Raw genomic sequence first — 25,845 nt, 5'->3', positions numbered from 1 at the left:
GTGACTCCCCAGATGATTTCTTGTCTGGGGATTTTTTATGATTAAATTACTGAATAATACAAAAGGGTTAACTATTTCATCAGATGATATTCAAGAAAACTTGAATATCTCGGAAGCACTCGCTATAAATTTTATTCCAAAGCATACATTTACTTGGCACAATTTGCTGACTAGCCGAACACAATATTTAAAAGAAAAATTGGGGCTTCTCACTGATTGGAATGTGCCTATTGATGCGAATGAGTTAGTCAGAATGGATTCTATATTAAATAGTAAAACTAAAAAGTATCAAAAGAACTTAATTAAAATTAATGATTTGATGCATACGGGAGAATATAAAATTGCTCTTGAAAGAGTCAAAAGTATGTTTGGTAAACCTTTCAATGATGGTCGTTTTATGTTCCCATATCAGCTTGAAACTGCTGCAATCATGAATGTTAAAGACCGTTTGATTAATGCATTCGATCCAGGATTAGGCAAGACATTAACAACACTAATTGGTATAGCTTCTAATCCAAAGAACAAACTCAATTTGATCGTAACGATGCAGCGCAATATGAATGATTGGATCAGGGAACTCGAATATTTAGGATTTACTAAAGATAAAGACTATATCATTCTAACTAAACCTTCGGATATGAAAAAAGTAAACGGTATTAAATTTCATTTGGTTTCCTATGAGAAATGGAGTAATGAACGTATCCATTTTAGTGATAAACCTGTTCATCTTCAAGAAACGGATGAAGAAAAGAAGTGGGGAAGTCGCGATTTACCAGAAGATTGCCCTGTCTGTTCTTCAGAATGGAGGAAAGGAAATTATATTTGTAATAATGAACTGATTCACGTACATAATCACATCAAAGAAATTAGACGTTGTGATTTTAGTGTTATTTCTAAAAAAATCCCTTCTCTTTCTCAGTATTATGATAATCAATATGATAGTGCTGCAATAGATGAAGGTCATTATATTAAAAATGGAGACAGTCAAAGAACAAAGGCTATCTTGAGAATTAAGTCAAAACGAAAATATATTTTAACTGGAACGCCTGCTGAAAATGGAGTAGCCGATCTATACTGGCTTTTAGGTTGGGTAACCGGATTTTCTCCCGTTTTTGATGATTTATATTCAAGACAAAAAGATATAATTAAGCCTTATTCAGCAAGTGGAAAAGTCGGCTATGATAATTTCAAAGCACATTTCAGCATATCAGGAAAAAGAAAAGTGCTTGATTCAGATTCTATGACTTCGCAACTCGCTAATGAGAAAGACCTTTGGAATCTTTTGGATAGTATCATGGTACGCAAAAGAAAAACCGATCCAGATGTTGCTCCTCATATTAAAATACCAAAACCGAATGTTGTAAGACAACATATTGAGTTGTCTACAGATGAGCGACTCTTATATGATGAGCAATTAAGATTATTCAGTGAATGGTACCAAGGAGAATTGAAAAAGAAAGCTGATGCCATCCATGAAGGTACAACCTATAAAATCAGTAGTATCGCAATTACTGCTTGGATGGATAAACTACGGAAAGTAGCAAGTTGCCCCTGGATATTTGAAAACTACAATCCACGTAATAGTACAACTGCCAAAATACAATTTGCTGAAACTAAAATCAAAGAACTTTTAAAAGCTAATAAAAAGGTATTGATTTTTTCAGCACATATTCCAACTATTCAGTTTTTGAAAATCCACTTTGATAATATTATCGATGGAAAAAGAGCGGAATATATTGATGGTCAAGTGAATATGGAGTACAGATGGGACTTGATAAGAAGATTTCAAGACCCGGATGATCCATTAAGTGTGTTGATCTTGTCTCATAGAACCGGTGCAGAGAGTTATACACTTACTCAAGCAAAAGCTGTCTTTTTGTTTGATTTAGATTATAACGGCAAAAAAATTGAGCAGTGTTGGTCTAGGGCAGTGCGTTTAGGTCAAATAGATCCAGTGTTTATTTATTTTCTGTTGTCTAGAGATACGATTGATATCAATATGCATGCCTATATGTTATCAAATAATCAAACGGTGGATACTGCTATAAATCGAGCAGCAGAAAGTTTAAAAGTATTAGCTAGTCAGTTTGAAGGAGAGACAAAGCTGTCTGGCTTTGATCCAGAGACATTTGCTAAAGAAATGCTTAAAAGTGGTACCAAAAGACAGTTTTAAAGGAGATGTCTATTATGTATTTAAATTTTGATGAAGATACAAAAAAAGCACAATTGAAATGGACAGAAACTGAAAAAGGAAAACCGACAATCACGCATCAAATCAATAGAGAAGTTTATAAAATTCAATATAATCCTGTTCATATATATCATGTTGAACGCGTCCATTTTAAAGGTAAAGCACCGGGCTGGATTGCTAAATATGCAAAGACAAATAAATATATATTTGAAGAAGTCGCAACTGCAAATAAAGAAGGTTGGATTTTAATTGATAATTCTGAGATGAAAAATGAAATAAAAATAAATTCTATTTTGATAGAAAAAGCTTTGAGAAAATTGAGCGACCTTATTCATCCTTATTTTCAAAAAGAAAAGGATCAACTAGGTAATAACATAAATACTGCTATACGAAATTTGAAGAAGCGACCTAATTTATTAAAAGACTTAGGAGCATATTATGCACCAGAAAGAATCTATGGGATAGAATCCTCTCTATGGATATCTTATAATATTTTGCCGAAAAGAGCCCCTTATGAATCTGAAGATGATTTTCAATGCACGATCGAAAGTAATGTGCATATTCCGGAACTGATCCAAGAATTAATCTTTGAACATCCTGAAGATGAATTTGATGATAGTTTGAGTGAAGTTACAGATATAACAGCTGAAGAATCAGATCCAGAACCTGATGTATTAGTCACTGATATTGAAGAAGTTGAAGTGCCAATACTTTTAGTTTCTGATCGCTCAGAACAGACAGCAGATCCTTTAAATGACGAAGAAGTAGAAGTGCCGCAAATTTTGATTTCTGATCAAATAATACAAGTAACTACTTCTTTAGAGGATGAAGAGGTAGAAGCACCACAAATTTTGATGTCTAATCAAATAGTACAAGAAGCTTCCATTTTAGATAATGAAGAAGTTAAAGTCACATCACCATCTTTGAGTGAAGAAGATATTCAGAAAAAGGGGTTTCCTTCTCCTACAATTGCAACTGAAGAGGGACATTTTTCGGAAAATCCAATACCAGTAACTACAAACTCTTCTTCAGGGATAGTCAACAAAAGTATAGAATATTCTGATAGAAAGTTGATTCCTTCAAAGATTATTCATAAGAAAAGCGGAGCATATGAAGGGCAACTTTCATTTTTTTGATTACTTATCAGTTCATCTCTATGGTAAGCTGTATAACTTGCTGAGTTGATAAAAAATTGATATGATATAGCTATATTATTTAGTTTTATTTTCCCTGAGCCATGAGGCGTACAGGTTTCTCTTTTTCAAATATAGCTTACCTATTTTATTTAATTTGGATAAAACCTTTATATAAATTTAAAAAATACCTTACTTTTGAATGAAACCATTTCTGGTCATTCTTTAGTGAGGTATTTTTTTTACATAGAATTTTAAAACAATTACTGGAGGCAATTATTATGAAAACTATCGGAGAAGAACATTTAGGAGAGTATAAAAGTTTATGGACAGGGAATGTATTAGACAATGACTTAAAAAAAGACATTATGAGTAAAGAATTAAGAAAAAATCATATGCGTTCAAGACGTATATTACAAAAAATTGTGAATATTAAGTATTATGCAACGATTTTTAAGATGACTGTGGAAAGTTTTGGAGCATTATTTGCCTTGATTTTCATGGTAGGAGCAGCAGGTTTGTTTTTTTACATTATGACTAAATAAATGAAGTAGAGGAGCCTGAATATGCAACTAGAAACAGTAGTAGTTCTTTTATTTTTGAGTCCAATTGTGATTGGCATATGTGGGTCATTATTCAGTTCAAGTTACAATATCACGCCTGTTGTTATCGATCAGCGTACTTTTGTTACGGTATCTGAACCACAAAACGTGCAATTGGATAACGAACAAAATGTACTATGGAATGAGTTACCTGCTCTTGAAGAATCTCCTGAAGTCGAAGAGTTATTGTTCAATATGCCGGGTAACATATCAAATATTGATAAAGAGATAGAATTTAAAACTAGCGAATTACCAGAGGAAATGAATCTAGCAATTAGTGATCTATTTAAAGGAATTGATAATCCTAATCTCGTAAATGAGAATGAAGATGAATCAGTTAATAAAGAGATCCACTTTATAAGAACCAAACCTATGGTAGAAGAGCAAGATTGGACACTTGAACCACCCCCTGAAGAAACGGACTTTATGCCTTATTCTTCAACAGATACTGGGAGTCATCAAACATTTGATGGACATTACCCCGATATCGATGAGCTAGTTAATACATTGCCGGTCGATGAAGCAAATAATGTTCCAAAACCACAACTAGAAAAAGTTGAACAGACCTATGGGCCTGAAATCATGAGCCGTATCACCACTACACCAGCTATGGGGATCACTTCTGCATTGCATGTAATTCATGTAATGGTTGGACGCATTTTTATAATGAATAATCAATTCATTTTAGAGTACCAAGATCATCAAATTCGAGTAGGTGGAATTGAAGCAGAAGGTGAATTCTTAGTGGAAGGTATGTTCGTAAAGAAAGACTTATTCTACGTTGAAAAATATGAAGATTTACAAACAATACAATCTAACATGCAGAAAGCAGAAGCTTCGTAACCTTCTGCTTTCTCTAAAAAGCGGAAACGTAATTGCGCTTTTTAGAGAAAGTAGAATACTATTTTAAATTAAAGAATCTATCACCTTAAATCATCGACAAATTTCTAAAACAGATGTAAAATGGTGTCTATATATGAAACTTCACCTATTACATACTATGAAAAAATGAAATTATTTAATTTTTCTACATTTTAGTTCCAAATTAAACTATTTTTTTGGTGGAGGTATTATTCTATATGTCAATAAATCAATCACATGAAAAAAATAATGCTTTATTAATCGAAAAAATTAAGTCGACACTAATGCAAAAAAGTCATTCATTTTGCTTACGGTCGAATGAAATACTTCGGTTTGAGGTGCGTAATGAAGGTCAGGTAATTCAATATATCAATGACGTAGAAGACAATGAACTTACAAAAGTGTTTGCTTTGTCAGCTGAATCATTAAGTACTTTTTTTGAAATTATTGAGTTACAATTTAACGAAATTGATACAATATTACAGGCTAACGTAGAAGTTGAGCTGACCATTATTCTATCCGGTTCTAATAACGTAGGTTCTGCAAAATTGACAGTAAATGAACAAATACCGCATTCCTAATGAACCTAAATTTAAAGCACTTGACATTAGAGCCATAATTAATGATAATCAGATTATAGTAAATCGAATAGAAAAGCGGAAGCACCGTTAACTTTGGATCTCGTCCAAAGTTAACGGTGCTTTTTTTTTACCCAAAAAAGGAGGGAAGGTTATGAATACGTAATTTTAATCACTTTTATGCAGTACACATATACTAATTATACGATTTGAGAGGGGTTTTTATTTTGTTTAAAAAATTATTTGGCATGTTTGTTTTAACGTTTTGTTTATTTCTTGTAACAGCTCCTGCTTCTACTGTCATGCATGCAGCAACAACAACACCAGCCAGTAGTAGTGTTATTGACTCAGAACTAAATGATAAATCAAAGGTATATAATCCAACGGATACTAACGCTACAAAAATCAACAAACCTTTAAAAACAGTTGTACAGGTTGTTGGTGGTGTAGGAGGAACATTATTTACTCTAGCTGTTATGTTTACAGCGATTATGATTATTTTTGGATCATTGAGTCCGCAAAAATCAGGTATTTACTGGAAGGCTTTATTGGGTTGTGCAGGTGGAGCTTTTGTCTTCTTTGGAGCAGCAACTTTCGCGGATATGATTGCCGGAATGGCAGGCTAATTTAAAACGACCATGCTTCAATAAGTTGTATCGAACTTAAAGTAGCATGGTTATTTTAAAAAATGGAGGAATTAATTTGAATAACGAAATTATTGTACCAATAGATATTACTCAAGAAGAAAAATCAATCTTAGCTATCTTATCTATTAGACAATTTTTTATTTTGTTTCCAGTCGCAATTTTCTGCGGAGTGTTTTTCATTTATGGACGATTACCGTTTTTAGAGGGTCTTTCATTAGTTATTGGAAAGTTTGTCTTTTTTCTTGTTATTGGTGGAATAACAGCGTTTCTCACATTCTTTAAAATCGAGAAACATGAACAATATGCAAGTGAATTTATCATAACGCTATTTAAGTTTAGAAGATCTCAAAAAACATACACACATCTTTGAATAGGAGGCTAAGTAGTACATGCAAATCTATGTTTTTATTATGTTCGGAATATTACTGCTAACGATTGGGATTATGTTAGTAGCAAAAAAACGAATGGATCGCAATGAGCCAGCTTTTGGATGGAAAAGAAAACAGCATTTAGAAGAAACTAATTCCAATGCAAGTACAAGTGCGACAGTAGCAAATAGTAAAGGCGAAGACAAAAAGTTAAAAAAAGAACGCGATGCTATGAAAGAGCTCATTGGTATTGAAGATATTAAGTACGGAATATATGAACAAAAAAATAATGAATATTGTGTTGTCATTGAGACCGACTCTGTTAATTTCGATTTACTCAGTGAAACAGCCAGACAATCCATAATTTTAGCATACAGTTCGTTATTTCGAGTAATACGTTTTCCTCTTCAAATTTTGGGTCAGGCTGTTCGACAAGATTTACGAAAAGAAGAAGCACGTTGGAAGCAAAATCTAGCGAAAGGCAATAAAGCGACAGAAAAATACGGAGAAGATGTTATTAACTTTGTAAAAGATCAGTCTGAGAATATATTCCAGATTTCTCGTAAGGTGTTTTATGTTGTTTCCTTTATTCCACAACCTTCAAAAATGGGTGCTCTCACAGTAGAAAAAAGAAATGAAATGATTCGAAATGAACTATATTCAAGAGCGGAAGTAGTAAGAGGACAGCTTAGACAGTGTCAAATTAATACAACCCTTTTAGACAGCTTAAAAGCTGGAGAAGTTATGAAAAGAGCACTTAATCGTGATCGCATGATTATGCATCCTATGGAATCGCTTATAACGCATGGTAAAGAAAAACTATCTTCTTATATCACGGTAGATGTTGCATCTATACCAGACTTAGAAAGATTAGTTTATGATGTGCAGGAGGTTATAGAAAATGTTAAAGCTCTGGAACAAGAAAAAGAAAGTGAAAGAACCTAGTTTAAATATTGATAATTCGATAAATCTCGATAAAACGAATTCAGAAAAAGAGGATAGACCCCTTGATTCGCCAACTATTGTAGACAACATGCTTAATGATGGAATTCATTTTGAAAAAGATTATTTCATGATGAAAACAGGACTAGGAAGTACAAAGTATGGACGTTCGTTTTTTGTAAAACCTTCCGGTTATCCGCGAACTGTTCGTATAGGTTGGCTTGAGTCTCTATTCACTGGTGATGATTTAGACTGTTCTGTTCATATTGATCCAATCGATAAAAACTCAGCTATAAAAAAACTGCAAGATAAGATCGATGAGTTTGACACTGTTATCTACAGTGCCTCTGGTCGAGGAGATCAGGCAAAAATTGATGACTCTGTACAAAAAAGAGAAGACTCCAAATTTTTACAACGTCAAATAAAAAACAATCAAAATGGTCTTTATTATGTCTCAATCCAAGCCAGTGTTTATGCAAACTCATTAGATGAGCTAAATGCAAAATGTGTTGAAGTAGAAAATGCAGTCGCTGGTGAGTCTATTGAAATTTTGAGTGCTTTTGGTAGACAACGAGAATCTTGGCTTTCAACCCTTCCATTAGGTAAAAACCATCTTTCTAAATCAGATCGTAATTTGGACCAACTAAGTTTGACAGCAATGTTTCCACATTCCAGTTCTAAACTTAATCATACCGGTGGTTTTCCAATCGGACTATTTGGTCGAGATTATGTTTTTTATAATAACTTTGATAAAAGTTTAGTTAACTATTCGGTAGGAGTTTTTGGAGTTTCTGGATCTGGAAAGTCTGTACTTGTTAAACAAATGATTGGTCGAGGTTACATGGATGGCATTATGAAAAATGTCATTATTGATGTAGAACCGGAATATACAGAATTAACGCAGGCTCTTGGTGGAGTCGTTATTCCAATTTATCATTCTAAAACTAATGATAATAGTAGGATCAATCCATTTGATATCTACCCTGAAAGAAATCTTCTTTATAAAGGTACAGAATTCGAAAGGATTACTGAGAGCATCAATGTAAACGAAAAAATTAAAGAGAATCTTGAATTTTTCCGTGTTATGAAAGAATCTCTGAGTGTAGATGGACATGGCTTAACTCCAATTGAATTAGGTGTACTAAACGATATTATTGAGCAATCGTACTTACAACGTGGAATTACTGAAGATCCAGAATCTATCTATGAACAAGTAGAATCAGTTGATAGTCAGGGAAATATTGATTTCAGACGTGCTTATATTGAAATGCCAACGATCAGTGAGTACTATCAAGAGCTTGTATCTGAAAAGATGCAAACAGAATATGGAGAAGAATTGAAGGAACTGAAAAATATTGTTCGTCTATTCACCCATGATAAAGCTTTCGGTATGTTTGACGGTCAAACCAAAATCGTTTCAGAATATAGCGGTTCTTTAGATGAAGCTCCAGTAGTAACTTTTGATATCAGTAAACTTTCTAGTAACGGTATTGAAAGACCACTAGCTCAACATGTACTTATGACTTGGATTTGGAACCGATTTATTATTGCTGATCCTAAGATGAAAAAGCGAATGATTGTTGATGAAGCTTGGATGATGATTAAATATTCTTCCATGATGGAATGGCTAAAAGTAATCAGTGCACGAGGAAGAAAATGGAATGTATCCCTTACTCTTGTATCTCAGCGCTACGAAATGTTCGAACGAAATGAATCAGCTCGAGATGTTGTCGCTCAGTTCGATACAGTCTGCTTCTTGAGACAAAGTGATCAAGATATTGAACCGATTATTCGTACGTTTAGGTTAAGTGAGGAAGTAGGAAGTCTCATTAGAAGTGCTGCTACTGGACAAGTATTAATGAAGGCAGGTAAACAAATTGTGACATTCCAAACTCAACCGACACCTAGAGAATGGAAATATCTAAACACGAATCAAAATACCATGCCAGAAAAACTGAAGAAGGATATTCCGCGTGAAAAAATGATTCAATTCTTAGAAGATAAGTCACATATTCCAGAGGAAGTGGCTTAAACATGAAGGTTAAATCGTTATTCTTTTTAATTCTGTTTCTGTGTAGTCTTACTATTGGGAATAGCTATGTATCAGCTTCTGAAATTTTACCGACTGTTACTACTAAAAAAGCAGATACTGCTACAACAGGTAAAACAGATACTACAAAATCAACTTCTGATAAATCGACTACTAAAAAAACAGAAACAACTACAACCGATAAAACAGATGCTACAAAAAAGACGACAGATAAATCGACTGCGGCTGATGGGGATGATGATAAAACTACAGCTGAAGATGATGAATCCACTGGTTTGTCGACTGGAGACTTATCTTCCAATGGTGATGCTTCAGGAGCATTAATAGGTGCTAAAACAAAGGAAAGTCTAAAAAAAGCTGAAGAAGACGCTTCATTGATGGATGGATTTATTATTGGACAAGCTAATAACTTGTTCAACATTCCTGGAATCAATAGTATACAGAATTTAGTCTTTGGGAATCCCTATAAAACATGGGGATTCCAAGAAAAAGACACCAATGCTTTAATAGACGGGATTTTTTATCAGAGTGAGTTAGACTCTTTCATTCATCCGTTGATTGGTTTGTTCTCAGGAGTGTACGCAACGATACTGATGCTTGCGATCATGCTTGGATCGTTACGGTTTGGTATGAAGGCTTATAGTCCTCAAGCCAAAGCAGATTTTTGGAAAGATATTAATATGTATTTCGCTTCCGCAATGTTTATGGGTTGCTTTTGGATGTTTTTTCATATGCTTACAGCTATCAATTGGGGAATTATCCAAAGTATCTCAGAGACATTAAAAGGACTAGGTAAATCACTTGATGGTGTATCTATTATAGCTTCGGCTACAAAAGATGGAAGTTACACATTTGCGATGGGAGATATTTTTGTCTTTCTTGCAGAATGGGGGCTATCAGCCTATTTAAACTTTATCTATATTGCTCGAAAAATCATTATTGTTCTTCTATGTGTAATGTCACCAATTGCAGCGTACAGTTTATTGTTTACCAAAACGAGAAGCTTTTTTGGAACATACATCAAAGAATTATGTGGAAACATTTTTCTACCTTCCATTCACTCTATTATTTTGTTTGTATTTGTACAAATGGCAGGGAACTTGGGTCAAGGTATGGGACCAACGATATTTAAACTTGGCATGATCATTATGTTTGTTCCCATTACAGGTATGGTCAGCAAATGGCTTAATCTTGGAGATTCTAGTTCTGCAATGGGACGAACAGCAACAAGCTTAGGTATGGCTGGAATTGGTGGAGCGATGATGTTATCTAGAGGATCTTATAACATGGCAGCTGGTAAAGGTGCTGGAGGTCATGGGGGTCAAGGTTCAGGTGCTGGTGGTACAGAAACTCCTTCAGGAAGCCAAGTGAGTATGTCCAATGATGCCGGTAGTTCTTCTCTAAGTCGAGCTGCTTCTGGTGGTCAAAGTTGGAGTCGAGTTAAACAAACAATGGCTAAAGCAGGTGCAGTTGCAGGTGGAACAGTAGGTCTTCCTTTTGGCCCTGGGGGAGTAATGGCAGGATCGATGATCGGATCAAAGGTAGTTTCAAGTCTTGCACAAGGTACGAGAAATGTAACATCTGGTGCTAAAGGAGTCTCTAATGTTATAAGAAATGCCGGTCGAGGCGTAGATGAATCAGGACAACCAAGCGGTAAATTTTCTTTAGCAAATTTAAAAGGTAATTGGTCTGATCTTGCAGAACGTCGTCAAATGATGGGTAATTTGGGAGAAGCATTGGGACAAACGGGAGCAGGAATTGGTGGATTAGCAGGTATGGCTTTGGGTGGTGCACCAGGAGCAGCCATCGGATCACTTTTAGGTGGTCAACTTGGTACATCTGGTAAAGCAATGGGACAAATGCTATCCGGTGTAAGTCGTCAACGTGCTTTTGATTTTGGAAGCGGTGGTGAAAGTCCACGTGGGATGACATTATCTGATCTTGCAGAGGATTCAAGATTCCGAGGTAGCAATGTAAGATTCAATCAAACTAATGACCGCTCATGGTTCGAAATGCAAAATGGTGATCAGTGGCAACGTATCGGTAGCTTCGGGGCTGGAGATGCTAACTTGAAAACTAACCAACGAAGAGCAGTTGATTATAAGCTTCGTGACAATAACGAACAATGGAAACGCCAAGAAAATGGTTCGTACATGCGTGAATCACTTATGCCTAACATGCCGAACTCTAATGCAGGTCAATCGAATACGATGACTCCACGAGTGGAGAGACAGGTAGCTGGATTGTCTGGATCAACAGGCAACTTAGGAAGACAAAGTGAAGCATATATGATGGATCAAAATGGATTGAAAGTCAATTCGGATACAGGCTTTGATATGCGACGCTTGAACCCAGACGAATACTTTAATCACAATGCTCCAGGTAAAACAGGCGTAGACGATAAAGTAGCTAATTTGGTTGGGGTAAAAGCGCCTAATTTAGCTAGGAATGTAGCAAGAAAAACGCAAGAAACGAGTAAAAGAATGGGCTGGGCACAGTCTGGTGTATATAACGACCAAGAACGGAAAAAAGATATTATCTAGTATGTTCAAATATGAATTATTTAGGCTTTCTGTATAGAAGCCTAAATAATTTAGGGGGGATTAATAAGGTTGAGCGCTCATGATGTCGGTAAAGAATCTTCTGCCCCCGGTGGAGGAGCCATAAAAAAAGGGGCAAATAAAGCTGTAGGTAAAGCCAGTAAATATCTAAAAAAACTACTTATAAAATTACTTAAACAAATAGTCATTTCTATTGGTAAGGCTCTATTTGCATTAATAGGATGGGAAGGTGTCTTAATTATTGCGATCTGCATCATCGTGTTAGCAACGCTTACAGCCATTCCAGGAGCAGACTGGTATCTGGGTGGAAACGCTAGAAGCGAAGAACAACAGGTCGCAGATGGAGATTATCAACAAGAATTTGTTCAAGCAGCGAAAGATACAGTTGCTGATCTCTATGCAGTAAAAGCAGATAAATCTTGGATCAATCAATTGGTTTCTACTGTTAGACCAAGTTGGGGGATACCAGCTGCACTCGTTCAATATGAAATTTTGGTACAAGATAATCATGTGGAATATTCAGACTATGATCCAGATGATTTAATATCTCGGTTTAAACCTACATTTAAGTATACTAGTATTACAGAAGATAAAGAGTGGACTAAAACTAAAAAAATATGTCCCACCGAAAATGGACAGAGAACAACTGTTAATATCAATGAAACCAAAAGAGAAAAACACAATGTACTAAGCGATGTGTATTTTGAATACGGTGAAATGGCTATTAGTCCTTTGACACGCTATTATCCCGGAGAAACGTTAAAAAGAACTGATAAGTATGAGTTTGTGGAAAAGAAAAACGCAGGTGATTGTGTTATTGAAACGTACAGACAATATCAAGATACTCAAGTAGATGATCGATTCGTTCCTCTACTTTCGATTGATAAAGATAAATTCAAGGCTATTTTAATCGATTTAGGTGTTGATGAAAAAGATATGAAATTATATTTTGAATTTGTTCTAGCAGCAGATTCGGATTGGGATAAAGGATTATATGACGGTACATCCGAAGTAAATACGGATTGGAATCCGGGCACTGCTAAAGTACCCGAAGTTGTACTTCGTTATGAACCAATTGTACGAAAATATCTTGAACAATATGGTATGGGTCAATATACTCAATTGCTCTTAGCTTTAATTATGCAAGAAACGGGTGGACGATATTTAGATGTTATGCAGTCGTCTGAATCTTTGGGGATGAAACGAAACACATTAACTGATCCAGAGCTTTCTATTCAGCAGGGTGTTAAACATTTTGTTTCTGTATTTAATAATGCAAAAGCAAGTAGCAAAAAAGTAGATATCGAGCTAACTTTACAGTCTTATAACTTTGGAGGCGGTTATATTGCTTATGCTAAAGCGCATGGTGGACATAGTAAAGAGAATGCTGTAGCTTATAGCAAGCAACAAGCAGCTATAATGGGATGGAAGCGTTACGGTGATGTTGATTACGTAGAACATGTAATGAGATACTATAATGATTCGAATCAAACTTTAACGATTGTTCCTGGTCAACAAATCTTTGATGTACAACAAGCCTTAAATATCATGTCTCAATACATGGGTATACCATACAAAATGGGAGGCAGGTCACCGGAAAAGCGCTTTGATTGTTCAGGACTTCTTGAGTATTCGTTTGCCCAAATGGGAATCGATTTAAGTGGAAGTGCACAAGATCAATATAACAAAACAATAAAAGTAGCTGCTGCCGATGCTCGACCAGGCGATCTTGTATTTTGGGAAACATGGAGACGGGGAGCAAGCCATGTAGGAATGTATCTTGGTAATGATAAAATGATTAATTCTAGTTCTTCCCATGGAGTTAGTATCGCCAAAGTTTCAGTATTTAACAAGTTGTATAAATCATACGGATATAGACGCATTGTAAGTCGTTGATAAAGGAGAATTTATGCAAAAGAAAATCATGTATACAGCTTTAATAGTTTTGATAGCTGTAGTAGTCGGTATGAGTATTTTTTTAACTAAAGCACAAGACAGCGCACATGAAAATGAGCTATATACGAAAGCAATGGAAACCAATAATTCGTTTTTATCTACCTTTTTTAACTATACCTCAACAAAATCTCGTTATGAAAATATTGCTCCATTCATGACCAAACAAGGATATGCTTCTACCTATCCAAGTGGACTGACTATTCCTGAAGATACCGGTAAATTGGTATCTTCAATGAAAGGACTTAAAGTCTATCAGTCCAGAAATGATCAAGAAAATCCTGAGTTCATTAGCGAGTTCCAAGTCACTATGAGTTACGATGGAATACCAAGTACCGAGAATATCAGGATCTATACGGCATTAATTGAAGAAGATGGTCAATGGAAAATTAATGCCGTAGAGGTTTTAGATGATCAGCCAGCTGGTGAAGAAGGAGATAGCTTCTAGATAAGGAGTAACAATATGTTTATAAATTTAATCAATGGATTTCATCAAGTTGTAAGGCTAGTACAAGTCATTGGTATACCAGTTATGGTTTTACTGTTCCTTTTAGGGTTTGTGCTAATTTTAACATCCGGAAAAAATCCAATCCGAAAAAGAAGAGGCTATATTTTCATTATTATATTTGGAATTGGTGCATTTGCAGTCGCCTATTTACCAGCAATCATTCATAACTATACAGTTGATCAACCGCTCCAATTGACGGATAAACACAAAACAGTGAAAGATTATGTGGACTCGGCTACACCAATAGGCACGATTCTTTTCAATGCTTTATTCTATGTTGCTATTCCTATTACAGGATTCATGTTTTACGCAGGAGTCATTGTTAGGTTTATGGCCCCTAAGAATCCATCCAGAAGACGAAAAGGCATAGGACTCGTATTATTTGCTCCTTTGACAATGTTTTTTGTATATATCGTCCCTAAAATTCTAGTCTATATCTAAACCGAAAGGTGCTAATTTGTTTGGAATTAGTACCTTTCATTATATTCTATTCATAAAAATTATATAGATGAAAAATTCACAATAGAAAGTACATGTTCTACCATACTCTACGGATATTCCATCATACAGTCTGATTAGCAGAAAAAGAACTATTTGGCTAACAGCAATTATGATATAATAGAATCAATTAAATCGTACATACGGAAGCACCGTTCACTAGACATTTTCTAGGTAACGGTGCTTTTATTTTATCAATTGGAGGATCAGTATGAACCATAATAGCAATGAAACCTATGTGGCAAGAGATATAGTAGGTGAGAACATATTATTTACTGCCGAAGTATCTGATCTTTTACAATGCAATGTGATGGAAATCAGTAATTACGTGAAAGAAGAAGTATTGATTCCCATTAAAAGAACATCTAATGCTATGTTGTTTTTCAAACCAGATGTATTAAAATTAAAAACTCGTTTAGAAAATACAAAATATAAATAAGCCTCTACCTGAAATTCAGATAGAGGCTTATTTATGCAGAACGTTTTTTGGCAAACACTTTGTAAGGAATAGCGATCGCGGCAATAATAATTGTAATCGAGATTAAATAAAATGGCATGCTTATTTCCATATGTTCTGTTAAATAAATGATAATTAGAAGTATGGAAACAATATAAAATGAAGAAAAAGCTCCAATCATAAGAAATTTAATGACTTGCATCATGAATGTATCAAAAGAATCACTTGTACGTTTTGCCAATAACAAAAAAATAGCTAAAAGAATGATACAAATGCCTACTATCCAAGGGATAACCATAAAATTCACTCCAATTACAGTCTTTGAAATTTTATACGCAACTATAGCATAATTGACTCATTATGTATTATTGCTTTAACAGAGTATGTCTCTCTACACTTTGTGCAACAATATACTTTTCTATACTGATTTCTATAGCTTGTGAAAATAAAATACCTTTTGATTCATTATCGAATGCAAATCTCATAGAAGTATTAAAAGGGACAGCACCTTCTAAAGGGGTATTAGTTTTAGAAACCCGAACGGATTTGATTTTTCGATTTATCCAACTTTCTTTAAATGTAGCTATAAAATATACATCTACTTTTTCTTGTAAATATTGCTTTAATTCTTTATCCAAATTTTGAATAATAACATCCCAAACGAAGCGCTGATCACTAGATAGATCTTTATTATAGGTGACATTTATTTTCCAAGGGATTTGATCTACTGTAGTCATTTAATTACCTCCAAGTAATATAATTCTATAATACTATAAAATATCAAATTAGGTTTGATTTATAATGCCCGATTTATTTTGAAAATGTTACCCGAAAAATATTTGTGATATAATATGATGTATAACTATAAACCTTACTCTATTGCAAGCGCGATGAGAACTTTTAAAAAAAGCACCTGACAGGTGATCAATTTAATCCACTTTAAGTGTATTTGATTTGATCATTTCTCAGATGCTTTTTTTTGCGTCTAAAATCAATCAAAGGGGATATTAAAATGAATGTAGAACAAAATACGATTCTTATTTTAGTAGGAGAACATCATAATTACCAAACGATGGAGCAAAGAAATTGGATAGAGATTAAACATGATTATAAAATATTAGCTTCTACTTTAATGGATCTTTCAATGGAATACAACGATCAAGAAATATCTGTTGTACTACCTGGAGGAACACGCTTGTCATTTGATCAAATTCAAAATGTAATGGTAAATGAAGCTTATAAAACGATGTTTACTCAAAAAGAAATTGAAGCAAATCTCTCAATAGGAGCAGCGATCGTCACTAGCGAAGGCAAAAGATTTCTAGTAGCTGGAGAAAAAAGTACAAGTAGTATTCATTACAGATTACTAAGGATAAATGAAGATAAATTAGAGCTTTTAGAAATGATTTTTACACAGTTAACCGAAATATATAGTTATTTTAAAGATACGCATATCGTAGACATTATTCCAGCAGATATACTAACAAAGATTATTGATTGGAATACCAACCAAACTCTAATCAAATATGTTATTGGTGTTAAAAATGAAAATCATATCAATGATTACCGTCAATCTTTAGATGACAGTGTTCATAATTATACAGATGATTTACAATCAGCTACTATTTATGACCAGAAGTTTGCGTTCTTTCCGCTAGATCCAGAAGAACAGTTTATTGAAGTGTTTTTTAATGGTGAAACATGGGAAATCTTAGAATCAATGATTGCTACAAAAGGAGAAGTGTAAAATGAAATATGTAGATATGCGAACTGGTAAAGAAGTAGAAGCTGTCAAATTCAAAAAAGGTATGGAAGATGGATATCTAACATTTCCTAAATTTCCTGATCGATTCAGTGAACCTCGTACAATGACAAAAAACAGTATAAAGAAGACGATGGTATAGTATCTATTACCGGTTATTATATTAAAACGTCAAAAGGTAGAACAAAGGTTACATCGAATCATTATGTTATTACAAAAGCCAATGGTCAAAGAGAAGTTATGTCATCAAAACAGTTTTTAAAAAGCTATACTTCTAAAAAACTGGCTGAACATAATTCTTTTAGCGATGATGATCTGATTGCAAAAATGAAAAAAATCTTAGAATCAAATGTTCACCCCGTTTAAAGTAAAGGAAATGCTGACTCTTATTGAGCAGTACGAGTAACATAAGAAAAAACAACATTTACAATCATAAATGTTGTTTTTTCTTTGTGTAAGAACAAATGGATTATCAGAATCGAGGTACTGTATTGAAAAAATAATTCAATTACAAGCTGGTATATTGGTTTGGTACGTTTATTATAATAATAAGGAGATGAGAAAATGACTAATCAATATTTTGCACCTATAGCTATTGCTCCCTGGGAAACAATCAAAGAACTTTGCGAGGAAAAACAATTATCTTTGGATATATTTGCTTTCAAAATAGATTTCTCTAACTATGTATCTATTGTAGAACAAAATGAAATTACTGAGGATATGGCTCTAAAGCTTGAATCTGTTTTAGAAGTTCCTGCAAAGTTCTTCTTAGATTTAGACTCACAATATCGCGAAACTCTTGTGAGACTTAAAAGAGACAGCTAGGAGGTTACTTCAGGAAAAGAACCCCAGCATTATGCTTGGGGTTCTTTTGTTTGTTCTTCTAAGTTAATTAAAAAATCTTCGATCGAAGAACTTTTTTCCACATGCTTTTGAACATCTTTTAAAGATGAATAATTGTCTTTTACTAAAAAGTAGAGATCCATACGTTTTGATGTATATAAAGTATCCAATAAAGTATCAACATCTAATCTTAGTTGACCTGTGTGATGTTTAAAAGTTAAATCTATATTTTTAGCTTCGATTTTTTTGATAATATCCATATCGTCTGTATTTCTCAAGATCCTAAACGATAGTTTAAAAAATGCATACATCACTATAGAAAATCCAAAGAAATTGAATAGATCGCCTGCAAATGGGGATAGAATAGAATCCATATACAGTTTTGTTTCCATACTTAAATGTCCATCAAACATCGAAGTGAGTACACCTTGATTCATAAGATATAAAAAGATCATGATTGAAGAGAGCCTAATCAGATTAAAACTTTGGATAATAGAGATGAAGGATTTAAAAATACGTTTACTTGTTTGATATAGATGTAAAATAATATAATACACAGAGTAAGTTTTGTTTTTAGTATGAGTTTGGAACATTTGTTTACCACTGGCAGCGATAATAGTACTAATCAAAAATATAAAAAAAGTGGATATCCAAAAAGGCTTCATAATAAGACTAACTATAAAAAGAAAACTGTAAAGAATAAAAATACTGATACATAACTGCTTCAAGCTTAACTTCTTTCTTAACATTTTATCTGACATCTTCTAAAACCTCCTATTTTTTGCATAAAAAAGCACCCAGATACCGTAATGGTTTCTGGGTGCTTCCCAATTCCTATGCATTTATCTATATTATAAAGGAGTATAAATAAGGCATCAAGCTAATTCTTTGTCGCTGTGATCATTTATAACTGGCGTATCCTCTTTTTTTAATTCTGCTGTAGGTTTGGGATCGAAATAGATCAGTTCTATAAAACTTTCACTTAAACGAGTCATGCTATAACAAAATATAAGAGATATACCCAATACAGCATAGAAAGAATTATTTACAAAGTAACTAATAGGAAATCCTGAAAATAGTATAATGACTTTTAACATATTGTTAGACTTTACTGATTGGCCCAAGTACAAAAAAGATCCCAGGTAAAATGTCCACATGCCTGTTATTAAACCTACAGCTATTAGCAAAATACAAACGGTATACATTACAGCATCTCTAATATGATCTATATTATCTGTACTTTTCAAAAAATAAATAGTGATACAGTTCAGAAGTGCGATGCATATTAGTAAAATTCCAAATTCCATAAATCCTCCCCACAAAAAAGCACCACACATCTCCAAATAAGAGACATGTGGTGCTTCCACATTAATTATTATATTATTGCTAGTTTAACATAAAATGCTGTTAAGTTCGTTATTATAATTTTAAAACTTTAGGTTAAAGTTATATGTCCTCTTTATTTGCATGAATAAGCCAATCAACGAACCAAAAGAGATCATACGTTCTTATTTATTTGACTTTTATTAGCAATTAAAATACGATTAGTTAAGAGAGTAATATATTATAACACTATTAACTTAGAATATAATCGCTAAAACTTAAGAAGAAGAAGGAGAATGATTTTAATGCCACATAACCAAAATCAATTCGAGAGTTTTCATGAATCTATAAAATTAAGTGATGGATCAGAGATTCTCAGAGAAAAAAGAGATATTATTGTTAAAAGATTAACTGATAAGATGCCAGAAGCTGCTAAACCTTATACAAGATTTAATCAGGGCAGTTATGCTATGAAAACGGGTATCAAACCATTAGACGGAAATTATGATATTGATTTAGGATTATTTTTTGAAATGGCAAAAGATGATGTAAAAACTCCTGTTGAAGCTAAAAAATGGGTTTATGACGCACTTGTTGGACATACTGCTAGTGTTATAATGAAGCAACCTTGTGTAACGGTTACCTATACTGCTGGATATCATATCGATGTCACTATTTATGCAAGCAAAAATGATGACGGTAAGGTATATCTTGCAAAAGGCAAATTAGCAAGCTCGTCCGAAAACTATAGTTGGGATGAATCCAATCCAAAAGAATTGATTAGTAAAATCCGAGAAAAATATACTGACCCTCAAGATAGAAAACAATTTCGAAGACTTGTTCGTTATTTGAAACGATGGAAAGATTTCCAATTTAAAGATTCAGCTTATGGTAAACCTACAGGTATTGCCCTGACTTCTATGATTTATCATTATATGACTGTGAAAACAGAGATTATAGATGCATTTTCTGGAGAAAAAAAATATCGCGATGGCGATGCACTTATTCATCTCCTTGAAGTGTTCCTTTTAACATTTACAACCAAATGGGAAGAAAAGGACGGGAAATTGGTCGAATATCCTTATGTTGAAATCAAATTGCCTGTAGCTCCATATCCCAATTTACTACAGAAAATGAGTTTAAACCAAATCAAAGTGTTTAAAGAGAAACTAGAAAAATTAAGAGATTGTTTGTTAGATGCTAAAGCTGAAGTAGATATTTCAGATGGAGCTACGATACTAAGAAAACAATTTGGCGATGATTTTCCTGTACCCCCTAAAGATCCTGGCAAAAGAGCAAATGCTCCAGCTGTGATTCCCTCCACAGAATCGGCTTCAAAGAAATGAGGGATTTGAAGTGGATATTCAAGAACAAACTATACAATACATTAAAATGTATGGACAATCTCTTATAGAAGAAGTAACTCTTATTTCCGAAAATACTCTTACATCATATCGAAATATTAAATCTGCGTTTAGAATACAAATCGAAGTTTTAGAAGGCCCCTCAACTCTTATAGTTGGCTTGCCTTATGATTTTCCATCTTCCTTACCTCATTTTTATGATTCACAATTCCAATTTCAAGGTATCCCTCATCTTGAAGAAAATGGCTTTATTTGTTTTACTCATAAGGAGAACCTGATTATAGATGAAAGATATCCAGGACAAGTAGTATTAGATTGCCTGAAGAAAGTCATCAATATTTTGGAGGCTGGAGAAGCGAAGTTAAATAATCATGAATTCTTAGCAGAATTTGAAGCATATTGGGCAAGAGCTAGTACTCTTCGAAATAACTATATAATGATTGATGAAAAAATGGATACAGTCCGAGAACTTGATGTATACATCATGAAAAAAGATAATATGGCATACTTTATTTGCGAAAAAAACTATAATCCTGATCATTATTTACAAACGGTTTTTCATCAAAATCGTAAAGAATTAATAAAGAAAAGATGTATATATATACCACTTCAACAAGGATCATTTATTATACCGCCAAAAAATACAGAGTTTTGGGATCTTAATACATTCAAAAACTTTATTATGAATAATATAAATCCAGCTAATCAGATGATCCTTCAAAAATTATTGAGCAGGATACCAAAAAGTAATCATGCAGATGAGCATATGTGTATAAGCCTACCTATCAATTCAGAAAAAGCAGCTTTATTTGGTGTCACTATACATTGTCCTGAAGGCATGATAACAAATCGTAAGATGAGAGTGCGACTACATCCATTTATTCAAGCTCCTCCCAAAATTAATTTAACTCCATTTTATGTTAAGCGACTTCAAAAGGAATTTTTGCTTGAAAGAACAGGTAGCGATTCTGGATTTGCTCAAAAAACAGCTGTCGTTGTTGGAGTAGGTGCTATAGGAAGTGTAGTTGCAGTTGGATTAGCTAAAGCAGGTTTTCAAAAGATAACTCTGATTGATGATGATTCATTAGATGCGGATAACGTTTATAGACATGAACTTGGAATGAACTCTTTATTTTCTGTTGATGATAAACACTTTAGCCCTGAATACAAAGTAGACGCATTAAAAAAAGAAATTCAATCCAGATATCCGTCTACTCAAGTGGATACTTTTTCTAAAAAAATTAGTACCGTTTTAACAGAAAATAAACTGGATTGGGAAGCTATTAATTTTGTAATAGTCTGTATAGGAGTTCCAAATGTAGAGATGTCGATTAACAAATACATGCATCGATTAGAGAAAGCTCCTACAGTCATCTACTCATGGGTAGAACCTTTTGGAATAGGTAGTCATGTTCTTGTTACTTTAAACAAAAAAAGAAAAGGATGCTACCAGTGTTTATTTCGTCCGATTGATGACGAACCTATACGGAATTTATCTTCGTTTGTGGAACCAGGTCAATCATTTACAAGATCTCTTGGAGGTTGCGGAACTTATTTTACTCCTTATAGTTTTCTGGATAGTGAAGAAACGGCTAATAGAATTTTGCGTACCATTTACAAAATAGATAGAAACCAGCTTGAAGGAAATCCCATGTTATCATGGAAAGGCGATCCTGCTTCTTTCATAGATCAAGGATTTCAAGTTAGTAATAGGTATATGATGACAGAAGAGCAACTAATGTCTAAGCGACTACTATATCAAGATCCTAATTGTCCAATTTGCGCTGAAGTGGGTGGTACGAATGACAACTAAAGCGGTTTTTCTACTACCAGATAATCGTAAGTTTAAGCTAAGTGATACTGTACTGAAAAAAATGTTTTCCTTTGCACAAGACTTAAATAAGAGTCCTGAATCTGGAGGAATTATGCTAGGAAGGATTTTATGCTGGGAAGATCACATTATTGTCGATCAGGTTTCAGAACCATTGTCATCAGATATTCAATCTAGACGTCGGTTCATCAGAAAATCTGTTGGACATCAAGAATTCTTTAATAGACATTGGAAACTTAGTCAAGGTAGATGCTTTTATCTTGGAGAATGGCATACGCATCCTGAAAAACAACCTGTTCCTTCTTCAGTTGATTTAAGAGAATGGCGAAAGTTAATTTGCAAATCAGTACAGCAGCAAGAACAATTATTTTTTGTTATTGTTGGAACTCAAGAATTAGTAGTGTACATGGGCGATGCCACTATTAAAGAAATTATCAAATTAGGATCTTATCAGCGAAATTCTATTGAAATAGTAAATTAGCCAACAACTGGAGGAATGAAGATGGCAAAATCAAAATCTCCCAAAAGAAGAGGTCTTGCGCCCGCTGAAATTTATCACTTATGGATGGTAAGTGGAGGAATATGTACATTTAAAGGATGTAAAGAAAGGTTAGTTGCTAATAATACAGGTAAACTCACAAATGCTGGTATTATTGCTCATATTATTGGACATAGTAATAATGGTCCTAGACGAGAATTTGCAGAAGAATATGGTTATTCTGAAGAAGATTTAGAAAACATCACAAATCTAATGCTAATGTGCTATCCTCACTCTAAACTTATTGATGATACACATACAAAAGATTCTTATCCACCTGATGTACTTTTTGAAATGAAAAAAGAGCATGAAGCTTGGGTAAGAAGTTGGACAGATGAAAAAAGAAAAAGTCTTGCTATTGTGCATAAACGTCTTGGTCCTCCGTTAACTACATTACCATTGACGGAACATTCATCTAATATTATGGTTGAAGCGGTTGAAAGTCAGTCAGAGTTTAGGGACTTTTCTAAAGAAGGCTGGGAAAAAGGGAAAGAGGATAATTCAAAGCTATATCAAAAGTTTGTAGCTAAAATCAATAAAGGAAAATACGATGTGGCTGAAGTATATGCTATTTCTCCTATACCCTTATTAATTCACTTGGGAAGTCTTCTATCAGATACTGTCCCATTAACTGTCTACCAATACGATAGAGAAAATGAATATTGGGTTAATAAAACACCTACTACAATTGAACTAGAAGAACTCATACCTAATTTTTCATTTGTAGACAACAAATCTAAAGAATTAGTCGTAACAATCTCTATTAGCGGTATCGTTACAGAAGAAGATGTTCATGTTATATTGGGAAAAGATAAAGACCAATTTAATATAGTTATCGAAAATCCACATATTAAAAGATTACTTTACTCTGAACAAGTTCAAGAAATCCAAAAAATTTTTAAAGATAAAGTTGAAGCATTACATCTTCAAAAAAGATACGATTTGATTCATCTGCTGTATACTGGACCCGCTGGTTTAGCTATTGAGCTAGGTCGTAGTATCAATAAAAACATGTGGCCAGAAGTGGCTGTATATGAATACAAATATCGAGAAAGTCCAAGTTATCATTATGCTTTAACTATTTAATAATATTTTTAATTAATAAATGTTTATTGAAGCGTACTCTATTTTAATTTATACTAAGTGTACAAATCAAATATGTTTGCTCTGGAAGCACCAGATCTCCTACTAGGGGTCTGGTGCTTTTTGGCGTGCATATAATCAGAGAGGTGCAATAATGAATAGAGTATTTTTACCCAAATGGATGTGGCTTACCTTTGGATTGTTATTTGTGTGTATTAGTATATTAGTGCTAATGGTATTGATTACATCTAATACAACACCAGAGCCTGTTGTTCGCTTAAGTAAAAATGTAGTGATTATAGTTGATAATCATAATTATACGCTTAGCACTAACGCACACACTGTAAAAGAAGTTTTAGATGAATATCATATTGGATTGTCATCTGCCGATCGCGTAGTTCCTGGTACAGGTAATTTGATTGAGGATCAAATGAAAATTCAAATTATTCGCTACTTTGCAAAAACCACTGAAGAATATCAACGCATTCCGTTTAAAACAGTTTATTACAATGATCCTAATATCGAGATAGGTAAACAGTCAACTGTACAAGAGGGGATGCCCGGGCAAATAAAAATTGTTAAATCGGTAACCGTAGAAAATGGAACGAATGTTCAAGAGAAAATGCTTTCTAAACAAATCGTAAGTAATTACCGAACCAAAGTGATTGCGATCGGTAGTAAGCCAAAAGTTCAAGAAAGAAAGTATTTAGTGTATCAACCTCAACAAAGTATTGAACCTGTTGCAGCAGAAAAACCTCAATTAACAGTAAAAAAGGTGGCTGATTTTAATCACACGTTCCAATATGAAATAGATTCAACGACTTTAACTGCCTATACAGCAGGAGTTGAAAGTACAGGCAAGTCGCTAGGTGATGAAGGTTACGGAGTTACTGCGAGTGGTGCTATCGTAAAAGAAGGTCAAACTATTGCAGTAGACCCTACGATTATCCCTATGGGATGGTGGGTATACATTACAGGTATTGGATATCGAAAAGCAGAAGATACCGGTAGTGCTATCAAAGGTAATAAAATTGATGTCTATGTGGAAGACCTTAATGTTGCCAGATCTTTCGGGAAGAAAGAAAATGTAGCGGTTTATGTGATAGGGCCAAATGATCCTAGATAATACTGATATTACTTTCTAATCTGTTCATGATGATTGGAGTAGCATGTCGATCTTTAGATAAATACTGGAATCGTTGCAGAGCCATATTTATATGCTCATAGTTGGATCTTTTCATTTTTAAATCTAATGCCATCTTAGGAGCAGTTAAGAATATATCTATATGTTGTTGATCATATTCTTGATTGGTTTTTAAATGCTCTGCATCGATGAAAGTTTCTGTGTCACATAAACATGCAATAAGTAACAAATCATTATTGTATAAAGGAGTGATAAAATATAAGAGATATGGAAAAGCATCAAACAGGGAAGACACCCATGTCCGTATCTCTTTCACCTCATAAACTTGTTCTAGCACATCATCATACCCTTCAAAATCGATAAATACACTTTGAAAGTGCATGTTCGCTTCTGAAGAAAGTTTAGTGAAATAACGTTTGATAGCAATTAATTCTTGATTATCAATTACTGTTTTTTTTATTGTTAGTCTATTCATAATACCTCCAGTGGTCGTGTTTTCTATAGTATACCGAATTAGTTTTAAGAAAACATTACTTCACCCATGCTCAGAATTGTGATAGTATTATGGTAATTCAATATACAACGCGAAGCACGCGCAATCCTTAACA

Annotated in this window: 28 protein-coding genes; 23 read left to right on the top strand and 5 right to left on the bottom strand. The window is 33.8% G+C overall.

What is annotated here, in order from left to right; all coding sequences use genetic code 11:
- The first annotated feature begins 37 nt into the window (after positions 1-37).
- From PaeCFBP13512_RS18660 to PaeCFBP13512_RS18595, 14 genes are all read left to right on the top strand, one after another.
- Positions 38-2,173 carry a DEAD/DEAH box helicase gene (locus PaeCFBP13512_RS18660; RefSeq protein WP_137225231.1) on the top strand — a complete coding sequence of 712 codons (2,136 nt, stop codon included), beginning with the start codon at positions 38-40 and terminating at the stop codon, positions 2,171-2,173.
- Positions 2,174-2,187: 14 nt separating this feature from the next.
- Positions 2,188-3,327 (top strand): hypothetical protein, encoded by a 1,140-nt coding sequence (locus PaeCFBP13512_RS18655; RefSeq protein ID WP_069328498.1) that lies wholly within the window; start codon positions 2,188-2,190, stop codon positions 3,325-3,327.
- Between the two features lie 278 nt (positions 3,328-3,605).
- Positions 3,606-3,869, top strand: coding sequence for a hypothetical protein (locus PaeCFBP13512_RS18650; RefSeq protein ID WP_069329929.1), 264 nt, complete (start codon positions 3,606-3,608; stop codon positions 3,867-3,869).
- A 21-nt stretch (positions 3,870-3,890) separates the two neighbouring features.
- The gene (locus PaeCFBP13512_RS18645; RefSeq protein WP_069329930.1) at positions 3,891-4,769 is read left to right on the top strand and encodes a hypothetical protein; all 879 of its coding nucleotides are present in this window, start codon (positions 3,891-3,893) and stop codon (positions 4,767-4,769) included.
- A 236-nt stretch (positions 4,770-5,005) separates the two neighbouring features.
- Complete coding sequence (locus PaeCFBP13512_RS18640) at positions 5,006-5,368, top strand: hypothetical protein (protein ID WP_137225229.1); 363 nt, start codon at positions 5,006-5,008, stop codon at positions 5,366-5,368.
- 224 nt (positions 5,369-5,592) lie between these two features.
- A complete protein-coding gene (locus PaeCFBP13512_RS18635) occupies positions 5,593-5,991 on the top strand; it encodes a TrbC/VirB2 family protein (protein WP_069329932.1) in 399 nt (132 codons plus the stop codon).
- 76 nt (positions 5,992-6,067) lie between these two features.
- Positions 6,068-6,382 (top strand): PrgI family mobile element protein, encoded by a 315-nt coding sequence (locus tag PaeCFBP13512_RS18630; RefSeq protein ID WP_069329933.1) that lies wholly within the window; start codon positions 6,068-6,070, stop codon positions 6,380-6,382.
- 19 nt (positions 6,383-6,401) lie between these two features.
- Positions 6,402-7,325: a hypothetical protein gene (locus tag PaeCFBP13512_RS18625; protein WP_069329934.1), complete on the top strand. Its 924-nt coding sequence runs from the start codon at positions 6,402-6,404 to the stop codon at positions 7,323-7,325.
- Positions 7,282-9,354, top strand: a complete 2,073-nt coding sequence (locus PaeCFBP13512_RS18620; protein ID WP_069329935.1) for a VirB4 family type IV secretion system protein — start codon at positions 7,282-7,284, stop codon at positions 9,352-9,354. Before PaeCFBP13512_RS18625 ends, PaeCFBP13512_RS18620 begins: the two co-directional genes overlap by 44 nt.
- Positions 9,355-9,356: 2 nt before the next feature.
- Complete coding sequence (locus PaeCFBP13512_RS18615; RefSeq protein ID WP_069329936.1) at positions 9,357-11,915, top strand: hypothetical protein; 2,559 nt, start codon at positions 9,357-9,359, stop codon at positions 11,913-11,915.
- A gap of 69 nt (positions 11,916-11,984) precedes the next feature.
- A complete protein-coding gene (locus tag PaeCFBP13512_RS18610; RefSeq protein ID WP_137225227.1) occupies positions 11,985-13,829 on the top strand; it encodes a bifunctional lytic transglycosylase/C40 family peptidase in 1,845 nt (614 codons plus the stop codon).
- Positions 13,830-13,842: 13 nt separating this feature from the next.
- On the top strand, positions 13,843-14,334 hold the full coding sequence (locus tag PaeCFBP13512_RS18605) for a hypothetical protein (protein WP_137225225.1): 492 nt from the start codon (positions 13,843-13,845) through the stop codon (positions 14,332-14,334).
- Positions 14,335-14,349: 15 nt separating this feature from the next.
- Complete coding sequence (locus tag PaeCFBP13512_RS18600) at positions 14,350-14,835, top strand: hypothetical protein (protein WP_137225223.1); 486 nt, start codon at positions 14,350-14,352, stop codon at positions 14,833-14,835.
- Positions 14,836-15,103: 268 nt separating this feature from the next.
- Positions 15,104-15,331, top strand: coding sequence for a DNA-binding protein (locus tag PaeCFBP13512_RS18595; RefSeq protein WP_137225221.1), 228 nt, complete (start codon positions 15,104-15,106; stop codon positions 15,329-15,331).
- 31 nt (positions 15,332-15,362) lie between these two features.
- On the opposite strand, the gene PaeCFBP13512_RS18590 is transcribed toward PaeCFBP13512_RS18595, so the two are convergent.
- Together PaeCFBP13512_RS18590 and PaeCFBP13512_RS18585 are read right to left on the bottom strand one after the other, a co-directional pair.
- Entirely contained in the window at positions 15,363-15,647 is a 285-nt protein-coding gene (locus tag PaeCFBP13512_RS18590) for a hypothetical protein (protein WP_137225219.1), read from the bottom strand.
- Positions 15,648-15,714: 67 nt separating this feature from the next.
- Positions 15,715-16,086 (bottom strand): hypothetical protein, encoded by a 372-nt coding sequence (locus PaeCFBP13512_RS18585; RefSeq protein ID WP_137225217.1) that lies wholly within the window; start codon positions 16,084-16,086, stop codon positions 15,715-15,717.
- 275 nt (positions 16,087-16,361) lie between these two features.
- Here PaeCFBP13512_RS18585 and PaeCFBP13512_RS18580 point away from each other — a divergent pair, with 275 nt between their 5' ends.
- From PaeCFBP13512_RS18580 to PaeCFBP13512_RS18575, 4 genes are all read left to right on the top strand, one after another.
- Complete coding sequence (locus PaeCFBP13512_RS18580; RefSeq protein ID WP_137225215.1) at positions 16,362-17,096, top strand: hypothetical protein; 735 nt, start codon at positions 16,362-16,364, stop codon at positions 17,094-17,096.
- Position 17,097: 1 nt separating this feature from the next.
- Positions 17,098-17,253, top strand: a complete 156-nt coding sequence (locus tag PaeCFBP13512_RS23270) for a hypothetical protein (RefSeq protein WP_161594317.1) — start codon at positions 17,098-17,100, stop codon at positions 17,251-17,253.
- A gap of 98 nt (positions 17,254-17,351) precedes the next feature.
- Positions 17,352-17,477 (top strand): hypothetical protein, encoded by a 126-nt coding sequence (locus tag PaeCFBP13512_RS23595; RefSeq protein WP_275094498.1) that lies wholly within the window; start codon positions 17,352-17,354, stop codon positions 17,475-17,477.
- A gap of 198 nt (positions 17,478-17,675) precedes the next feature.
- Positions 17,676-17,936, top strand: a complete 261-nt coding sequence (locus PaeCFBP13512_RS18575) for a transcriptional regulator (RefSeq protein WP_137225213.1) — start codon at positions 17,676-17,678, stop codon at positions 17,934-17,936.
- A 29-nt stretch (positions 17,937-17,965) separates the two neighbouring features.
- On the opposite strand, the gene PaeCFBP13512_RS18570 is transcribed toward PaeCFBP13512_RS18575, so the two are convergent.
- Together PaeCFBP13512_RS18570 and PaeCFBP13512_RS18565 are read right to left on the bottom strand one after the other, a co-directional pair.
- A complete protein-coding gene (locus tag PaeCFBP13512_RS18570; protein WP_137225211.1) occupies positions 17,966-18,715 on the bottom strand; it encodes a hypothetical protein in 750 nt (249 codons plus the stop codon).
- Positions 18,716-18,829: 114 nt separating this feature from the next.
- The gene (locus tag PaeCFBP13512_RS18565) at positions 18,830-19,261 is read right to left on the bottom strand and encodes a hypothetical protein (protein WP_161594316.1); all 432 of its coding nucleotides are present in this window, start codon (positions 19,259-19,261) and stop codon (positions 18,830-18,832) included.
- Between the two features lie 321 nt (positions 19,262-19,582).
- Here PaeCFBP13512_RS18565 and PaeCFBP13512_RS18560 point away from each other — a divergent pair, with 321 nt between their 5' ends.
- The 5 genes from PaeCFBP13512_RS18560 to PaeCFBP13512_RS18540 all read left to right on the top strand — a co-directional run bounded on the left by PaeCFBP13512_RS18560 (position 19,583) and on the right by PaeCFBP13512_RS18540 (position 25,219).
- Positions 19,583-20,623, top strand: a complete 1,041-nt coding sequence (locus PaeCFBP13512_RS18560) for a nucleotidyltransferase domain-containing protein (protein WP_137225207.1) — start codon at positions 19,583-19,585, stop codon at positions 20,621-20,623.
- 10 nt (positions 20,624-20,633) lie between these two features.
- Positions 20,634-22,454: a ThiF family adenylyltransferase gene (locus tag PaeCFBP13512_RS18555; protein ID WP_137225205.1), complete on the top strand. Its 1,821-nt coding sequence runs from the start codon at positions 20,634-20,636 to the stop codon at positions 22,452-22,454.
- On the top strand, positions 22,444-22,953 hold the full coding sequence (locus PaeCFBP13512_RS18550) for a Mov34/MPN/PAD-1 family protein (protein ID WP_137225203.1): 510 nt from the start codon (positions 22,444-22,446) through the stop codon (positions 22,951-22,953). Before PaeCFBP13512_RS18555 ends, PaeCFBP13512_RS18550 begins: the two co-directional genes overlap by 11 nt.
- Before the next feature lie 21 nt (positions 22,954-22,974).
- Entirely contained in the window at positions 22,975-24,096 is a 1,122-nt protein-coding gene (locus PaeCFBP13512_RS18545) for an SAVED domain-containing protein (RefSeq protein ID WP_161594315.1), read from the top strand.
- 151 nt (positions 24,097-24,247) lie between these two features.
- Positions 24,248-25,219: a G5 domain-containing protein gene (locus PaeCFBP13512_RS18540; protein ID WP_137225199.1), complete on the top strand. Its 972-nt coding sequence runs from the start codon at positions 24,248-24,250 to the stop codon at positions 25,217-25,219.
- Here the strand turns inward: PaeCFBP13512_RS18540 and PaeCFBP13512_RS18535 are convergent.
- Positions 25,212-25,712 carry a hypothetical protein gene (locus PaeCFBP13512_RS18535; RefSeq protein WP_137225197.1) on the bottom strand — a complete coding sequence of 167 codons (501 nt, stop codon included), beginning with the start codon at positions 25,710-25,712 and terminating at the stop codon, positions 25,212-25,214. The genes PaeCFBP13512_RS18540 and PaeCFBP13512_RS18535 overlap by 8 nt on opposite strands.
- Positions 25,713-25,845: the final 133 nt, after the last annotated feature.

Origin of the sequence: Paenibacillus sp. CFBP13512 (assembly GCF_005233705.1) — a bacterium.
Taxonomy (GTDB): domain Bacteria; phylum Bacillota; class Bacilli; order Paenibacillales; family Paenibacillaceae; genus Saccharibacillus; species Saccharibacillus nuruki.
Note: the sequence above shows the minus strand (reverse complement) of the source record. Positions and strands in the feature narration are given on the sequence as shown.

Excerpts from the sequence above, each read along its gene's own strand:
- PaeCFBP13512_RS18565 (WP_161594316.1), bottom strand. The coding sequence starts at position 19,261 with ATGGAATTTGGAATTTTACTAATATGCATCGCACTTCTGAACTGTATC.
- PaeCFBP13512_RS18585 (WP_137225217.1), bottom strand. The coding sequence starts at position 16,086 with ATGACTACAGTAGATCAAATCCCTTGGAAAATAAATGTCACCTATAAT.
- PaeCFBP13512_RS18620 (WP_069329935.1), top strand. The coding sequence starts at position 7,282 with ATGTTAAAGCTCTGGAACAAGAAAAAGAAAGTGAAAGAACCTAGTTTA.
- PaeCFBP13512_RS18580 (WP_137225215.1), top strand. The coding sequence starts at position 16,362 with ATGAATGTAGAACAAAATACGATTCTTATTTTAGTAGGAGAACATCAT.
- PaeCFBP13512_RS18655 (WP_069328498.1), top strand. The coding sequence starts at position 2,188 with ATGTATTTAAATTTTGATGAAGATACAAAAAAAGCACAATTGAAATGG.
- PaeCFBP13512_RS18560 (WP_137225207.1), top strand. The coding sequence starts at position 19,583 with ATGCCACATAACCAAAATCAATTCGAGAGTTTTCATGAATCTATAAAA.
- PaeCFBP13512_RS23270 (WP_161594317.1), top strand. The coding sequence starts at position 17,098 with ATGAAATATGTAGATATGCGAACTGGTAAAGAAGTAGAAGCTGTCAAA.
- PaeCFBP13512_RS18550 (WP_137225203.1), top strand. The coding sequence starts at position 22,444 with ATGACAACTAAAGCGGTTTTTCTACTACCAGATAATCGTAAGTTTAAG.
- PaeCFBP13512_RS23595 (WP_275094498.1), top strand. The coding sequence starts at position 17,352 with ATGTCATCAAAACAGTTTTTAAAAAGCTATACTTCTAAAAAACTGGCT.
- PaeCFBP13512_RS18650 (WP_069329929.1), top strand. The coding sequence starts at position 3,606 with ATGAAAACTATCGGAGAAGAACATTTAGGAGAGTATAAAAGTTTATGG.
- PaeCFBP13512_RS18595 (WP_137225221.1), top strand. The coding sequence starts at position 15,104 with ATGAACCATAATAGCAATGAAACCTATGTGGCAAGAGATATAGTAGGT.
- PaeCFBP13512_RS18615 (WP_069329936.1), top strand. The coding sequence starts at position 9,357 with ATGAAGGTTAAATCGTTATTCTTTTTAATTCTGTTTCTGTGTAGTCTT.
- PaeCFBP13512_RS18645 (WP_069329930.1), top strand. The coding sequence starts at position 3,891 with ATGCAACTAGAAACAGTAGTAGTTCTTTTATTTTTGAGTCCAATTGTG.
- PaeCFBP13512_RS18540 (WP_137225199.1), top strand. The coding sequence starts at position 24,248 with ATGAATAGAGTATTTTTACCCAAATGGATGTGGCTTACCTTTGGATTG.
- PaeCFBP13512_RS18575 (WP_137225213.1), top strand. The coding sequence starts at position 17,676 with ATGACTAATCAATATTTTGCACCTATAGCTATTGCTCCCTGGGAAACA.
- PaeCFBP13512_RS18640 (WP_137225229.1), top strand. The coding sequence starts at position 5,006 with ATGTCAATAAATCAATCACATGAAAAAAATAATGCTTTATTAATCGAA.
- PaeCFBP13512_RS18605 (WP_137225225.1), top strand. The coding sequence starts at position 13,843 with ATGCAAAAGAAAATCATGTATACAGCTTTAATAGTTTTGATAGCTGTA.
- PaeCFBP13512_RS18545 (WP_161594315.1), top strand. The coding sequence starts at position 22,975 with ATGGCAAAATCAAAATCTCCCAAAAGAAGAGGTCTTGCGCCCGCTGAA.
- PaeCFBP13512_RS18535 (WP_137225197.1), bottom strand. The coding sequence starts at position 25,712 with ATGAATAGACTAACAATAAAAAAAACAGTAATTGATAATCAAGAATTA.
- PaeCFBP13512_RS18590 (WP_137225219.1), bottom strand. The coding sequence starts at position 15,647 with ATGGTTATCCCTTGGATAGTAGGCATTTGTATCATTCTTTTAGCTATT.
- PaeCFBP13512_RS18660 (WP_137225231.1), top strand. The coding sequence starts at position 38 with ATGATTAAATTACTGAATAATACAAAAGGGTTAACTATTTCATCAGAT.
- PaeCFBP13512_RS18570 (WP_137225211.1), bottom strand. The coding sequence starts at position 18,715 with ATGTCAGATAAAATGTTAAGAAAGAAGTTAAGCTTGAAGCAGTTATGT.
- PaeCFBP13512_RS18600 (WP_137225223.1), top strand. The coding sequence starts at position 14,350 with ATGTTTATAAATTTAATCAATGGATTTCATCAAGTTGTAAGGCTAGTA.
- PaeCFBP13512_RS18625 (WP_069329934.1), top strand. The coding sequence starts at position 6,402 with ATGCAAATCTATGTTTTTATTATGTTCGGAATATTACTGCTAACGATT.